Below are 15,393 nucleotides of genomic sequence, written 5' to 3'. Positions count from 1 at the left end.
CTAATTTACATTGAATCGAATTCTTTTAAAGTTCGGTTGTTAAATTAAAAATATTAACTAATAAAAAAAAAATTGGTATTTGATATATGGGGAAAAAAAAAACAAAGGAAATTAAATCATCTCAGGAGGATTCTGAGAATACTGCGAATAAAACCAAAAAAACGAAGAAGACAAAGAAGAAAACTTCAGAGGCAAAAAATAATTTATCTAAGACATCTAATGCAGAATCCTCTAAAAAATCCAAAAAAAAAGCTTCAAAAAAAGCTTCAAAAAAAACTTCTAAGAAATCTACAAAGAAATCCAAAAAATCCACTAAGAATGGAGATAAAATTCAAAAGAAAACATCCAAAAAACCTTCAAAAAAGAAAATTTCTGAACTTGAAGATACAGATATAGTTTCCTCCAATACACTCGATCTTCCTTTAACTCCTTTAGATGAAAACCTTCAAAAATTGTTGACTGATGAAGAACGGGAAAAAATGGAAGAAAATCTCGACTTGGTTGTTTGTTACCTTGAGGATATAGGAATCGTGGATCTTAAGATTGATCGGAAGAAGCTTATCATTGCAGTTCCCTTTGATTATGAAGATTTCACATTTCTAAGTCATATTGTTTTAAGTCCAGAGTGGATTCTGATTAAAACATCCATATTCGAAATTGATAAACTATCCAGTAATTCAACTACGCATCTCTATGCTGAAATCCTTAAAGGAAATTTTATTTTAAACAGTGTTGTTTATTCGCTGGATCCAGAAAATAAAAGTATCTGGGCACAAGCAGATGTACCAATTTCTGCGGATTTTGAAACATTTAAACTCAATTATTTTAGTATAGTTTTTGCTATTGACTATTTTATGAAAAATATCAGTCCGAAATTACAAATGCAGCTGAAATCAACAGTGGAGAAGGATACGTTTAAGAATTCAGAAAACAATCTCTATATATAAAAAACGTGCTAAAAAATTTTTTAATTACTTTTAAATATTTCTTCATAGAGTTAAAAACTTGAATAAAAAATCCGGAGTGAATGAACATTCCTTCAAAAAATCCTAAACATAATGCTCGTAAACAACAATACGTCAAGAAGCAAAATTTATCTGCAAATAGTATAAATCCAAGACTTATTTTTATGGGAATTGGGTTTGTTATAATAGTGGTTGCTGTTGTAATTCTCGTAATTAATATTGACAATCTCAATCCAGCAAACGGGGGAGAAGAAGAAACTCGTGTTATAGAATATGGAGATAGTGCGATTCTTGAATTCAAAATGTGGGTTGATACCAATGGTGATGGCTTAGTCGACTGGGATGAATACCACGATGATGAAAACAACGAAATCACCCCTGCTATGGGTGGTGAAGTGTATCCAACTATTTCTACATCTGCCGAACCATATGGGTTTTATGGGGCGATGGTGGGGATGGAACAAGGACAAACCAAGCGTTTTGTCTTAGAAGCCAATATTGATGATAATGGTGATGGAATTGATGATAATACAGGGTTAAAAACACAAAGCTATGGTAAACCGAGTTCACCTTATTATAATACTGCAATTCGCTATTATATCAAAATTTTGAATATCACAAAGAAAGGGGAAGATCCTTTGCCTTGGAATGTTCAACAACCTGCCAATCCTATCGTACCTCCTAGTTCCAGTAATATTGGGATTACCGATATGTTTTATTGTGCCAATTCTGTTACTATCAAGAAATTTGATTGAGATTTATCAATCTCTTTTTTATTCTATTTTTGAGAAATTTTCATATATTATTTTCAATTAATTCACTTATAGTGAATAGAATTTCTTTTCCCTTCTCTGCCTTTTTAGGCCAAAATCGGATGAAATTGGCATTGATTTTAAATATGATTGATCCACATATTGGCGGAGTTCTTTTGATTGGTCAACAAGGAACTGGAAAGAGCATTGTTGCACGTTCTCTAAGACCCCTTCTATCAAATATTGATGTGAATCAATATTGTCCATTTCACTGTGATCCAGAAGATAATGAAAATTATTGTTTTTTCTGTCAAGAAAATTCTAATAACTTAATTAGAATGACAAAGAAAAGAGAATTTATAACTATCCCTCTCGGAGCAACTAGTGATATGATGGTTGGTTCTGTTGACTTAGAAAATTTAATTGCAAAAGGTAAAATTAGAGTCCAACCGGGTCTCCTAGCTAAAGCTCATCGAGGTGTATTATATATCGATGAGATTAATTTGTTACCTGATAATCTTCTCGATCTTCTCTTGGATGTTGTTAGTTCCAAGATTAATTATATTGAAAGAGAAAGCTTATCTTTATCTCATAAATCTGATTTTATTTTTATAGGTTCTATGAATCCAGAAGAAGGAATTCTACGCCCTCAGATCTTAGATCGTTTTGGATTGATTGTAGATATTAAAGCTCCAAATGATGTCTCAATTAGATCTCAAATCACACATAATGCAATAGAATTTGATGATAATCCTAAAAAATTTATTGAAAAATACAAGCTCTCTCAAAACTCACTTCGTAAGAGAATTTTATATGCCCAAAATTTATTGAAAGATATCCAATTCCTAAAAAGAGACCATTTTTTTGTTTCAAAACTTGTGTCTTCATTTCCGCAATTATCACCTCGTGTCGAATTTACTTTATTAAAAGTTAGTCGGGCTATTGCAGCATATCATGGAAATCTTCATATTACTAAAAATCACCTGAAAAAAGGAATGCATTTAACCTTGCAGGGTAAATTATCATCAAAAAATGATGTTGAAACAAATCTTCTTCTAGAATCAACCTTTGAAAAAATTTGGCAAAATATCACTTCATTTCCTGAATTTTCACAAAATGACAAAAAATCCGATTTTTCAGAAAAATCTTCCATCTACAAATCTTCAATGAAAGTTGGTGGAGAATTTCGTGAAAATCCTTTGGAGCATAGAAGCAAAGATCTTCCGGAATTGCAAAGTGGTGATCGAAATTCTAAAGATCAATATTCTAATTTGAATTTGGAAGAAAAATTTTCAAACGGACTTAAAGTTGGAGATCTCAACTCATTTAAAAAAATTGAACTGAGTGACTTAAATGAAATCCCCACCTATATTGTTGAAAGACCTCTAAATATCGATGTTTCTCCTATTTTAAGTTTGATAAAAAAAAATAGAAGGATAGTGAAATTCAATGGGAGAGGTTCTAGATTAAAAATTTTAACTCGGAGCGGAGGGCGATACGTTTTTGCTCAAAAGCCAAAAAAACATCCAAATTCCATAGCTTTCAATGCTACTATTAAAAATCACTTCATTTCGTATCCTTCTTCAATGCAAAAAGTTAGAGATGCTGTTTATTCTTCAAATTTGCCCAATCCTTCAAATTTGGCCGTGAATTTGAAATATGAATACATTCTAGAAAAGGTAAATGAACTGCATGCTCCTCTTTCACTCTATTTTATTGTAGATGCAAGTGCATCCATGCGTCGGATTTTAAAACAAACGATAAAAGTGATTCAAAGTGTTCATGCTGAGGGTTATACAAAGAAAGATAAAATTAGTGTAATTTCATTTCAAGGAAAAGAAGCTCGCATCCTTCAACGACCATCTGTTTCATTTTCAGTGGGGATGAAAAGGCTAAACAATCTTAAAGCGACATCGTACACTCCACTTGCATCTGCGCTGAATATAGCTACAACTTTAATTCGGCAAGAACAAATTAAAGGACTTTCTATCCCGATTATATTAATACTAAGTGATTTAGGAGCAAATATTTCCTTGGAAAAACCTGCTTTAAATGCTTCAAGTCGTGCAGATTTTACACAGATTGCTGATGAACTTGAAAAAATAGCCAAAAAAATTGGAAATCGAGGATATCAATTAGTGATTATGAAACCTAAGAAATCTTTCGCAACTCGCTTTTTGGGGGTTGATCAATTATCTGTTCAACGAATTGAAAACAATTTTATCAAATACTCTTCTGCAAAGATATTTGAATTTGATGGATATGATCCCAATACAACTATTGATCAATTGAAATCACTCATGAAATAAAAAAACTTGAAAAATAAACTATTTTTCTGATATTTATGGAAAAACGTAATATTTATGTATTACTTTATGATCGTTTTGCGGATTTTGAAATTGTTCTTGCCACGCTTTTACTCAAAAGAGAAAATTTGGTTTATTTCGGCTTCAATAAACTTGAATTTGAAAGTGAAACCAAGCTTAAAGTTAAAGCCGATAAATTGTTGTCGGAATTAAATCCTGATCTTTGTGATCTTTTTATTATTCCTGGAGGAGAACCGAAGTTATTGATTAAAGATCCTGAACAAAGAGAATATGTGAAAGCACTAAATCATATTTTGACTACACTCAATCAAAAAAAGAAAAAAATTGCAGCTATTTGTGGTGGTCCCACCTTTTTAGCTAATTCTGGTATATTAGATGGAAAAAAATGCACTGGAAGTATTCAAGAAGATGAAAAAGTTTTTTTTAAAAATACGCTATTTGAAGAAGTAGATCTCATTCGAGACGGTAATATTTTGACTGCTCAAGGTCAAGCTTTTACGGATTTTGCCATTGAAGTGGGAAAATTGATAAATTTCTTTGAAAAAGAAGAGGATGCAACAGATACTCTAAAATGGGTGAAGAATATAAAATAAAAAAAATGATAACACTTATGCTTTATTTTTTAAAATTGCTTTTATAAAAGCATGATAAATTGGTGAAGGCTTAAAGGGGCGAGAAGTGTATTCGGGATGGCATTGTACTCCAACCATCCAATGATCTCCTGTTAGTTCTATTGCATTCACAATTTTTCTTGTTTCATCATATGCTGAAATACGAATCCCTTTGTTTTTTGCCTCAGCTGTCGCATATTTTTCATTAATATGATATCGATGTCGAAATCTTTCTGTAATTTTTGTTTGTTGATAGGCTTCATACAATTTGGTATCTTTATCAATGATTATTGAATGACCTCCCAATCGCATAGTTCCGCCAATGTTCACTATTTTTTGTTGTTCATCCATCATAGAAACAACAGGTTCAATTGCATTTGGATCAATTTCTGTTGACTGGGCACTTTCAATTCCCATTCTGGATCGCATAAATGCAACATAAAATAGCTGGGCTCCAAAACAAATTCCCAAATAAGGAATTTTGTTATCCATTGCAAATTCTGCCGAGTGAATCATTCCTTCAACTCCTCGCGTCCCGAAACCCGGAGTTAACAAAATCCCATCGCAAGAATTCAAATCATCATCGAAATTATCTTTTTCGGTATCAACAAAAACTATTTCCAAATTAACTTTTTCGTGAGCACAAGAATGGGCAAGGGCATGATTAATTGATACGTACGAATCTTTATTGTCCACGTATTTACCTGGCATTGCTATTCTCAAAGTTTTTGTATATTTATTCACAAATAAATTGGTCATCTCAACCCATTCTGAATAAGTATTATTTTCAACTAATCTTGTCTTAAGGTCTAAATTTTCTCCGAGGAGATCTCCAAATCCTTGTTGCTCAAAAATTAACGGCAGTTGATAAATACTTTTTAAGTCAGGGTTTGCAATAACATGTTCTTTTTTAACATTTGAAAACAAAGAAATTTTTGCTTTGATTGCCTCGTACATATTAATTTCAGATCGACAGATTAAGAAATCAGGTTGTAAACCAGCACTTTGTAGCTCTTTAACTGAATGTTGAGTTGGTTTACTTTTTAATTCTCCAACGGCCTTTGAATAGGGTACTAGCGTTACATGAACTAATGCAGTATCTTCTTCAGGGAGTTCTAAACGAAGTTGACGAAACGCTTCTAAAAATATGACTGATTCCACATCTCCTACAGTTCCTCCACATTCTATAATCAAAACATCCAAATTTTCATCTTTCGCAATATTTTGTATTCTTTCTTTAATCATATTAGTACAATGGGGAATAATTTGTACTGTTTTTCCTAAATAATCACCTTTACGTTCTTTTAAAATTGTTTCAAAATATATTTGACCAGAAGTGATATTGTGGCTTGGATGAATTGGATCACCTAAAAATCGTTCATAAGTTCCAAAATCTTGGTCTAATTCTGCAATTTTGGTTGATGTAAATGGATTATTCGTAGTATCTCCAATTGGATTATATTTCCACACTTGATCAGTGATAAAACATTCTCCATGTTCAACAGGGTTTAAAGTTCCGGGATCTACATTTAAATAAGGATCTATCTTCAAGGCAGATACTTTAAAACCACGAAATTGACACAACTTCCCAATGGATGCTGTGGTGACACCTTTTCCAATTCCGCTCATTACTCCGCCAGTTACGAAAACAAACTTGGGCATGTAACTATGTACGCACCATCGCAAAAAAATTTCATTGTTAAGAAGAATTTTTATGACAAATAAACTTCCTTAGAAGAGCTTTTGTCAATTTATTATTAATAATGATATGTTATTTTCAACTAACAAATAGATTTTTGCTTGCAAATTGAGGATCACTCGTTAAATTAATTCCTAATCTTCTTAGTCCTATCTCATCTCCTGGTGATGCTATGTGGGTCATATGCATTTCGCATCCTCGTAATTGTTTCAAAGAATCCATTGCAATCTCAGCAGTTGGATTTGCAGTTGCACTAATGCTGAGGGCGATTAGTGTTTCTTCTAAATTTAGACTTACTTTATCTGTATTCAAGATATCAATTTTCATTTTCCTAATTGAATCTAATACATTTCTAGATATTAGATCAATTTTCATGGGGATATCTGATAAAAATTTAATGGCATTTAATATTATTGCAGAAGAAGCATGCATTAAAGACGAATTATTCCCACAAATTATATTTCCATCTTTAAGTTCCAATGCTGCACCTACATAGATTCCATCATGTCCTTTGTGTTGTTCTTCTGATAATTTAGCTGTATTCCTTGCTGGGGTTACCACTTTACGATCATGGGCGTGTAAATCAAGTTTTCCGAGCATTATTTGTTCAATGCGTTTCATAGTTTTTTTATTTGCGTTTCCTACTACATACTCACATGAGTATTTAAAATATCTCCTAATTACTTCTTGAATTGCTGCTTCTTGGCAAATTATATCATCAATAATTGCAAATCCTGCTCGATTAACACCCATATCTGTTGGAGACTGATAGACTTTGTCATTTCCCATTATTTTTACCAAAATTTTCTTAACTACTGGGAAGATTTCAATATCTCTATTGTAATTAATTGCTGTTTTTTTGTAAGTTTCTAAATGGAAATAATCAATTTCATTAATATCTCCAAGATCTGCTGTGCTTGCTTCATATGCAATATTGACTGGGTGATTTAATGGCAGATTCCAAATTGGAAATGTTTCAAATTTTGCATAACCAGCTTGACTCCCATTCAGATTTTCATGATACACTTGAGATAAACAAGTTCCTAATTTACCTGATCCTCCTCCTGGAGCCGTGACAACAACAATTGGTCTTTCAGTTTGTATAAATTCATTTTTCCCATAACCTTTTTGGCTCGTTATTATGTCTACATCATTGGGATATCCTGGAATTGGATGGTGGGTGAATACTTTAATTCCTCTTCTTTGTAATTTGGTTTTAAAGATATCCACAACTGGTTGATCTTTATATCGAGTTATCACTACTCCTCGGACTGTTAATCCGTATGCATGAAGATCATCAATATCTCGCAAAATTTGGGTGTCATAAGCCAAACCAAAATCTTGTCTGATCTTTTTACGTTCAATGTCTCCACTGTAAATGCATATAATTATTTCACATTTGTCCGCTAATTTTTGGAGTAATTTAATTTTAACATTCGGATCAAAACCAGGAAGAACTCTTGCTGCGTGTAAATCATTTGATAGTTTCCCTCCAAACTCTAAATAGAGTTTGTTACCAAATTTTTTCGCTCGTTTAAGAATTGCTTCTGATTGTTCTTCCAAGTATTTCTTATTGTCAAATCCTTTTTTTTGCATTAAATTCACATCAAAACATAAAAATAAACTAAATCATGTTTCAATAAAAAAGCAATTATTTGTCGCTTAAGGAAAAAAAAGAATTTAAGTTAAAAAATTTAGATTACATACTGTTTATTATACTTTGCATTCACGAGTGTTTCCTTCAAAGCTTTTTCTTTAATAGGCTTAAGAAGGAAACGATTAAAAGGTCCGCGAATTTGAGGATTTTCCAAAACTTCGGCCATTCCTACTTTAAAACTTTTTTTGGGTGCTGATTCAATTAATTCATTTCCAGGAATTCCACCTTGGAGGTAAACCTCAGTGATAACGATATCGTATTTATTCTTACGAAATTTTTGAAGTGCTTCGAAACTTGAATGGCAAATCGTGATATCGTGCATGGGATCCATATTTAGAATTATCTGGCTCATTTCATCTAATAATTCTAAATCATTGTCAATTAACAAGATTCTCATTTTAGCCTAAATCATAATTGATAACTCAACCTAAAAAGATTTAGGGATTTTTCTATAGAAATCTCCAGTATTGTGTTTTTTATCACGCTCTGTTTGATATTCTCGATTTCCCAGATTTTATTAAAAATTTTGAATAATGTAATCATAGTTGTATTATCTTGGATGTGAATAAGGTAACTACAGGTAAAAATGTGTTAATGGTGCCAAATGTTCAAATATATGCTGCCACACATTCAATTGATCCACATGAAACATTAACTGGGAAAGAAGCAGTTCATCCAATTAATATTGGAAATAATGTTTGGATTGAAGGAAGTGTAATCATCTGTTATGGAGTTTCCATAGGTGATAATTTTGTTATTGGCGCTGGTTCTGTTGTGGTTAGAAACATCCCTCCGATGTTTTTGCGGCAGAAAAACCTTGTAAAGTGCTTAAAGAAAGAAATAAAAAAGATATGGAATAAATCAAAGCAATTATATAGATTGATAAACTATAATTTGTCAGAATATCTAAGTAATTCCCAATTTGAGACAATTTGGTTGTAGAGATCATTTTCTTTGCGTTTGGAATCATAAAATGCTTCATATGCAATTTCACCCAACATTTCTCTTGTAAAAGTCGAATGAGTCATATGACTTAACGCTTCACCTAAACTTTCAGGAAGCTCTTTGATCCCCAATTTTTCTCGTTCTTCTTTTGTTGTATGAAACAAGTTGATTTCAACCGGTGCAGGTGGATCAATTTTATATTTAATTCCATCTAACCCCGCATTTAACAAGGCTGCTAATTGTAAATAGATATTTCCCGCACCATCTGGACTTCGAATTTCACATCGTGCTGCTTTTCCTTTATTGAAGAAATTTGGAACTCGAATGAGCATTGACCGATTTTTAAATCCCCAAGAGATTAATGTGGGTGCTTCAAATCCTGGAATTAATCGTTTGAAACTATTGGGCCATGAATTTAAGATTGCTGTCATGGAATGAGCGTGTTTTAGTTGACCACCTATGAAATATCGCAGAATGTTGCTTATTTTCCCGTTTGGATCATTTTCATCATAAAATACGTTATTGCCTTTTAAATCCCATAGACTTTGGTGAACATGCATTCCAGACCCATTATGACCTTTCCATGGTTTAGGCATAAAAGTCGCAATATATCCATGCTTTGCAGCTACTGCTTTTACTACCATCTTCATAGTCATCGTTGCATCAGCAATTTTCCGGACATCATCGTATCGAATTGAGATTTCGTGTTGTGATTGAGCGACTTCGTGATGAACCGTTTCACATCCGACAAAAGGAAATTGATCTGCAATCAATGCAATTTCTCTTCGGATATAGTGATCTTCATGGGAACCATCCGCGGAAAAATAACCACGATAATCAGTTGCTAGGACTTCTGATCCAAAACCATTTTTTTCTTTCTTAAGTAAAAAGAACTCAAGTTCTGGTGCTGCTTTCATCTGAAAACCCATCTCTTCCGCCTTTTCTGCAGCTCTTTGTAAAATATATCTCGGATCTCCTTCATAACGGGTTCCATCTGGATTATAAATATCACAAATAAACCTTCCATCGGGTTCATTTTCTCTCCATGGTATTATTGAAAAAGTTTGAGGATCAGGAACTGCTACCATATCTGATTCTTCTAATCGACCATATCCTGATATTGAAGATCCATCAAAACCTTCTCCAAAATATAAGACGTCTTCTAACCGATTGGAATTAATACCAATAGATTTTAGCGTTCCTTCAATATCTACAAATTGTAACAAACAAAATTTAATTTTTTTTTCTTTAACAGACTTTAAAATTTCCGCAATTTTTTGTTTTTTATCTTGATTATACTGCATTGATACATACCTCACTTAAAAAAAGTGTTATATATCTTTGAAAATAAAAATCCTATTTAAATTACCTTAAATCTCCCAAAAACCGCTAACAAAATCTACAAATAATAACTGTTTATCAATTTTGACTTCAATTTGTTATACTCATCAAAAATAAGTTACGTTTTGTAACCAAATTATTCAAAAAAAAAGAATCTCAAATTTTTTTAAGATTGAACTGCAGTTACAATTTGAAATAATATAAAAAAGTGTAAGACTGAATTATGAAAAACGAGCAACTTGATGAAGTAGATGAAGAACTCATTGCTTTTCTATTTCAAAATGGAAGAGAAAAATTAACCAAACTTGCAGAAATGTTACAATTTGTTAAAAAACCTTCTGAATCCCAAGTTAAAAATAAGAAACCATCCATGTCTCATGTTAGTGTTCAAAAAAGACTCGTAAAACTTCAAGAAAAAATGATTAAAATTCAAGCTAATTGTCATATTAATGCTTTAAAAATGATTTCAGCTTACGCTATGATTGAAACCAAAGATTATGAAACTGAAAGACGCTTGATTGAAAAATCACGCTTGTGCCCTCGTGTTAGTCTTGTTGATCGATTATCAGGTAAATACAATATACTTATCCAAATCATTTGTCCGTCGATCGGTGACGTAAATTGTTTTATTTCTAGTGTGATTAAATCTGATGATCAGATTCGCAGCTATAAGGTTTATAATTCAATATCTAATGTAAAGCCGGGCTTTATCCCGATACCGCAATTAAGTTTAGAACAGAAAGAAAACAAAAACACTCCTTGTGGGATGAATTGTTTGTTTTGTGGGATGTATAAAGATGGTACATGCCTTGGTTGCCCTGCAACATCATTTCAGAATAAAAAATATTCCGAATTTTTTAGCAATTGACTTCATCATTTTTGTCAATCTTTCATCATATTTGGATAGAATTTAAATATTTTAATTGAGAAGTATTATCTAAGAAGATGGAAATACCATTAGATAGTCCAAAAGAAGATCGAATTGAAAAATTAGATGCTGCATTAGATATCTTACATTCTGCGGAATCCAATATAACTGGATTGTTATCTGGATTAAATAGAATTATATCAGCAACACGCGATGATTTTATCGAACTTGAAGTTCAAAAAGAATATCTTGAATCCCAGAAACGTGTTTTGCAGGAAAAAACAAATAAACAAGAACAAGAAATATCTGGGTTAACCAATGAACAACATAAATTGCTTTTAGAATATGCCCAAGTGAAAGAAGAATTGGAGAAATTTACTAAAATCGCAAGTGATAGTGAAGAAATCTCTCTAGACGACATGCGTGCAACATTATCTATCTATAGAGCTTTATTCGAAGAAATTTATGCCAGTCAACCTCATTTCAAAGTTCTTTATTTATTGCATGGGGATGCTGAAGAAATGACTGTAGATCATTTGAAATCTGCATCTGGTATTGGAGGGGCCATGATCTTACGTGCTTGCCATGAATTAAAAAAGGCGAATCTTATCGATTTTAATATTGACACAAAACGAGCCAAATTAGTTCAACGTCTTTTCCATAAAAAAAAAGAAATTTCTTAATTTGTTACTTATTGATTTTTTTCCCTTTTACCCACGCTTCCATTACAAGAGTAGTAAACATTTTAATTTGCTTCACATCCCTTGTGCGGAAAAACAGAAGTTGATCGTATTCATCCCCAACTGAAGCTAAAAGTAATTCTTCCCCATCTCTTAATGCACAGAATCGATCTTGATCTGAATATAATCGAATAGATATATTATCAAGGTTTTCCAAATCTTCTAAAATTTCTTGGTGTTGGATATTGGAAAAATCGACTTCACAAGATGCTTTGATACTGATGGATGAAGAAACTTCAAATAAATCCAATTTCTCCAAATCCATTATAGAGGGAGTGGTTATATTAATGCTGTGAAGGCTTTGGGAAAGCATTTTTTTTATTTTTATCATCACTTTCTCTTTGGATAGAAATATTCCATCCTTGGCTTCATATTCTAACAAACGTTCCTCTAATCGTTCTACTTCTTCATCCGCATCATCAAGATCTGCTTTCAAAAAATTCATTTCTTCATTCAAAGCTTGAAGGGTCTTTTCCAGATTTTTGATTTTTTCTTGGTCGTCGATACAATTTCACCAAAATGTTCTTTGTAATTTATCTTCGTTTTTTTGCAATTTTAAATTTTCTTCTGAAATCATTTTAGGGTATGAAAGCTTTTTTAAATTTATGAGCAATAATGATGAGGAATTAATTAAATCTATATCCAAAATAATCGAAGAGGCAATGAAGGAGAATGTTGCAATTCAAGGATTTTCTGTTGGAACTGATATAGCTACTAATATTTATACTAAATTCAAACCTGAACTAACAGATTTTAATGAGAATGAGTTGATTGCCTCGGCTACAAGTTTTCAATATATCTCTAAAGGTCTCTTTGCTCATATTGCAAAAAATGATTTGAATTCTTCTTATTTAACTGTTGAAAATCATGTTATTTTAATGGCTATTGTTAAAGATGTGTCTGCTGCCGCAATTTTAAATCGAAAACTCGCAGAATTAGAAGGTATTATAAAATATCAAAAAGTTCTTGATAATTTATTGCTTAAAATTGCTGCTTTTGTTGAAACGAGTGATTATATTACTGAAGATCCTATGGTGAAAATAATGAGAGCGATTCCTTCCGCAACATTTCTCGCAATAATTTCAAAAGAAGGGTTACCTATCAAAATAATCGATAATGGAAAAGTTCAAGGACCGATGGTTGGATCTCAAGTCTCCGCTTTAAGTAATTTGACACAAGTGATGATGAAAACTCCCATGGATTATACGATTTTACAAGGTAAAGGGGCAAATATACTAATTGTACAATTTGATTCTGAACGAATTCTCGCCATATCAATTCCTGAACATGAAAAATCAAATATTGGACAATACTTGGCCCGAATAAAAGAAATTATTACTTCCTATGAAGGTTCTTCCTTTAATTTTTAGAAATTCCTTTCAATTTTTTTGCTCCTCGCTTGGAGATTGTAAAATATGAAACTTCGCTTTCTGGGTACTAGTGGATATGGAATAACTCTAACAAGAAATTTACCATCAATAATAATAGATGGGAAAATTTTAATCGACTGTGGTGAAGGTTGTTTAAAATCTCTCTTTAAATTTGATTATCCTCTTGATCAAATTCAAGCAATTTTTGTTTCCCATGTTCATCCTGATCATATTCTTGGTTTGATTTCTTTATTATTTAAGTGGGCTTTTTATACAAAAAATAAAAATTTTAAGGAAATCCGGATGTCTCCCAAAATTTATGTACCTGAAGGGTATAAATCAGCTATTGAACAAATTATTCAAGTTACTTTTTGTCCATTTGAAAATGTAAATTATCAAATTCGCCTCATTGAATTACCTTATATTCATGAAAATCCTTTATCTCTTAATTTTAATACCGATAAGTATTCCATTGACTGGATAGAATCGATTCATCACCCTAAATGTTATTCTTTTCTATTTAATGGTCGATTATTTTATTCTGGAGATTCTGCACCAAATAAAGAATTCCATAATTTTATTCCAGCAGGTACTGTTATCATTCATGAAGCATCATTTGATGATTCTCAAAAATCTTTAGCTCATAAATTAATGCATAGTACGCCCCAAGATGCGGCAATGCTCGCATCAATTTCAAAAGCCTCTCAATTAATTTTAACCCATTTGCCAGATCTTACAGAAATTGAAGAAGAAGGTTTTCTAAAGGAAGCAAAAAAAAAATTTTCAAATATTTCTGTAGCACATGATGGAGATTTACTTTCAATTGATTGAATCAGCAGAATCACAGTTAATCTCTTGAGTGGAACATTCTCCGCGCAAAAACAAGAAATTAACCCCAATTATCACTGCTGCTAAAATAATAAACAATACTTGAATTGATGTGTAATCTACAATGATCCCTAAGATCGGAGCTAAAAGAAATGTTAAAAAGGATTTTATTTGAGATTCCACACTTAAAACTGTTGCTCTTTGATTTTTTGGGGCTAATTCTCCAATATATCCAACCAACATAGGACGACGTAGGTTATATACTCCATAAATTACCATATAGATTAGAATGATCAATATCGGGACTTTCAACCACATGAAAATTGCTTCTAAAAGAAGTAAAATTGCAAAGAAATCAAAGAGAAGATCAATGGTGCGTTTAGTATTTTTGATTCGTTGTATGACATTATATGCATTTTTGGATGAAAAAGATGAGACGAGGTAAAATATGGCATAAATGATACCTAATATTAATTTAATATAGAAATCTTCCTGGGTCTCATCTAAACTATAATTGATTAATATCGCTACTATGAAAATTTTTATGATTGGTTGAATATAATCCTTCAAGGATTTGAAAATTGAATCAAAGGTCGCTGAAGTGAAAACTCCCTTACGCAATCTTCGATTTTTGAATACAGTAAATAAATCCAGAAAATCTTGTTTTAGCTGTTGGTGCCATTTTAACTTGGATTTTTCTAATTTAATATTCATATAAGAGGGATAAGAACTAATTAAAAGAAAATCCAAGATAAATGGAATTGTTGCTAACAAAAAGATCCATTTTTCTGCGGGAATAAAAAATACTATGACAATTGCGAGTACCGAATTTAAAGTAGAGCCATACAATGACCAAGATCTAGTCTTTCCATAAATATATGCCTTATATTTTAACAAACCCTTTTTTTCCATCCATTGCAATTCCATCGCTTTATGGGTCCCCGATCGAAAAGCTTCCCCCAAACCATACAAAATTGATGCGAAAATGACCGCAAACCATCCCGGTCCTAAGAAATATAGAAAGAAGGATAAGATATAGAAGAGAAAACATAATAAGAGTTCATTTTTTTTGCCATATTTGTCCGCCATTATACCTGAAGGGATTTCAAACAAGTACGTAAATATTTCGCGAATCATCACGAAAATACCAATTTGGAAGAAAGAGTATCCCCAATTAATGAAAATAAGAAGTAAGTAGGGTTCAAAAAATTGGAGATTTTTAAAAAACCCATAAAACTTGAATTTCCACATTATTCCGACATGCTCGATATACTCAAAAGCTTCCTTTTC

Annotated in this window: 15 protein-coding genes; 9 read left to right on the top strand and 6 right to left on the bottom strand. The window is 32.0% G+C overall.

Annotation, left to right across the window (positions count from 1 at the left end; genetic code table 11):
- The first annotated feature begins 86 nt into the window (after window positions 1-86).
- The 4 genes from NEF87_RS06765 (at window position 87) to NEF87_RS06750 (ending at window position 4,637) form a co-directional block, all read left to right on the top strand.
- Window positions 87-947, top strand: coding sequence for a hypothetical protein (locus NEF87_RS06765; RefSeq protein WP_457919175.1), 861 nt, complete (start codon window positions 87-89; stop codon window positions 945-947).
- 80 nt (window positions 948-1,027) lie between these two features.
- Window positions 1,028-1,720: a hypothetical protein gene (locus tag NEF87_RS06760; RefSeq protein WP_457919174.1), complete on the top strand. Its 693-nt coding sequence runs from the start codon at window positions 1,028-1,030 to the stop codon at window positions 1,718-1,720.
- A gap of 71 nt (window positions 1,721-1,791) precedes the next feature.
- A complete protein-coding gene (locus tag NEF87_RS06755) occupies window positions 1,792-4,026 on the top strand; it encodes an ATP-binding protein (RefSeq protein WP_457919173.1) in 2,235 nt (744 codons plus the stop codon).
- A gap of 35 nt (window positions 4,027-4,061) precedes the next feature.
- Window positions 4,062-4,637, top strand: coding sequence for a DJ-1/PfpI family protein (locus NEF87_RS06750; protein ID WP_457919172.1), 576 nt, complete (start codon window positions 4,062-4,064; stop codon window positions 4,635-4,637).
- A gap of 15 nt (window positions 4,638-4,652) precedes the next feature.
- On the opposite strand, the gene NEF87_RS06745 is transcribed toward NEF87_RS06750, so the two are convergent.
- The 3 genes from NEF87_RS06745 to NEF87_RS06735 all read right to left on the bottom strand — a co-directional run bounded on the left by NEF87_RS06745 (window position 4,653) and on the right by NEF87_RS06735 (window position 8,408).
- Window positions 4,653-6,317 (bottom strand): CTP synthase, encoded by a 1,665-nt coding sequence (locus tag NEF87_RS06745; protein WP_371805659.1) that lies wholly within the window; start codon window positions 6,315-6,317, stop codon window positions 4,653-4,655.
- Window positions 6,318-6,432: 115 nt separating this feature from the next.
- Entirely contained in the window at window positions 6,433-7,950 is a 1,518-nt protein-coding gene (locus NEF87_RS06740) for a DUF1846 domain-containing protein (RefSeq protein WP_457919171.1), read from the bottom strand.
- Window positions 7,951-8,048: 98 nt separating this feature from the next.
- The gene (locus NEF87_RS06735) at window positions 8,049-8,408 is read right to left on the bottom strand and encodes a response regulator (protein ID WP_371805657.1); all 360 of its coding nucleotides are present in this window, start codon (window positions 8,406-8,408) and stop codon (window positions 8,049-8,051) included.
- A gap of 164 nt (window positions 8,409-8,572) precedes the next feature.
- On the opposite strand from NEF87_RS06735, the gene NEF87_RS06730 reads away from it, so the two are divergent.
- Complete coding sequence (locus NEF87_RS06730) at window positions 8,573-8,953, top strand: hypothetical protein (protein ID WP_457920118.1); 381 nt, start codon at window positions 8,573-8,575, stop codon at window positions 8,951-8,953.
- Here NEF87_RS06730 and glnA read toward each other — a convergent pair.
- Window positions 8,899-10,260 carry a type I glutamate--ammonia ligase gene (glnA, locus tag NEF87_RS06725; protein WP_371805656.1) on the bottom strand — a complete coding sequence of 454 codons (1,362 nt, stop codon included), beginning with the start codon at window positions 10,258-10,260 and terminating at the stop codon, window positions 8,899-8,901. The two genes, NEF87_RS06730 and glnA, sit on opposite strands and share 55 nt — an antisense overlap.
- A 260-nt stretch (window positions 10,261-10,520) precedes the next feature.
- On the opposite strand from glnA, the gene NEF87_RS06720 reads away from it, so the two are divergent.
- Entirely contained in the window at window positions 10,521-11,165 is a 645-nt protein-coding gene (locus NEF87_RS06720; RefSeq protein WP_371805655.1) for an Lrp/AsnC family transcriptional regulator, read from the top strand.
- Between the two features lie 77 nt (window positions 11,166-11,242).
- Window positions 11,243-11,848, top strand: a complete 606-nt coding sequence (locus tag NEF87_RS06715) for a hypothetical protein (RefSeq protein ID WP_371805654.1) — start codon at window positions 11,243-11,245, stop codon at window positions 11,846-11,848.
- Window positions 11,849-11,852: 4 nt separating this feature from the next.
- Here NEF87_RS06715 and NEF87_RS06710 read toward each other — a convergent pair whose 3' ends face one another.
- A complete protein-coding gene (locus NEF87_RS06710; RefSeq protein WP_371805653.1) occupies window positions 11,853-12,350 on the bottom strand; it encodes a hypothetical protein in 498 nt (165 codons plus the stop codon).
- Window positions 12,351-12,510: 160 nt separating this feature from the next.
- Between NEF87_RS06710 and NEF87_RS06705 the strand changes: the two genes are divergently transcribed.
- Window positions 12,511-13,275, top strand: coding sequence for a hypothetical protein (locus NEF87_RS06705; RefSeq protein WP_371805652.1), 765 nt, complete (start codon window positions 12,511-12,513; stop codon window positions 13,273-13,275).
- 45 nt (window positions 13,276-13,320) lie between these two features.
- Entirely contained in the window at window positions 13,321-14,106 is a 786-nt protein-coding gene (locus NEF87_RS06700) for an MBL fold metallo-hydrolase (RefSeq protein WP_457919170.1), read from the top strand.
- Here the strand turns inward: NEF87_RS06700 and NEF87_RS06695 are convergent.
- Window positions 14,095-15,354 carry an MFS transporter gene (locus NEF87_RS06695; RefSeq protein WP_457919169.1) on the bottom strand — a complete coding sequence of 420 codons (1,260 nt, stop codon included), beginning with the start codon at window positions 15,352-15,354 and terminating at the stop codon, window positions 14,095-14,097. The two genes, NEF87_RS06700 and NEF87_RS06695, sit on opposite strands and share 12 nt — an antisense overlap.
- Window positions 15,355-15,393: the final 39 nt, after the last annotated feature.

It is taken from the genome of Candidatus Lokiarchaeum ossiferum (genome assembly GCA_025839675.1).
Lineage (GTDB): Archaea > Asgardarchaeota > Lokiarchaeia > Sigyniarchaeales > Promethearchaeaceae > Lokiarchaeum > Lokiarchaeum ossiferum.
This window is presented reverse-complemented; position numbering and strand designations above follow the sequence as displayed.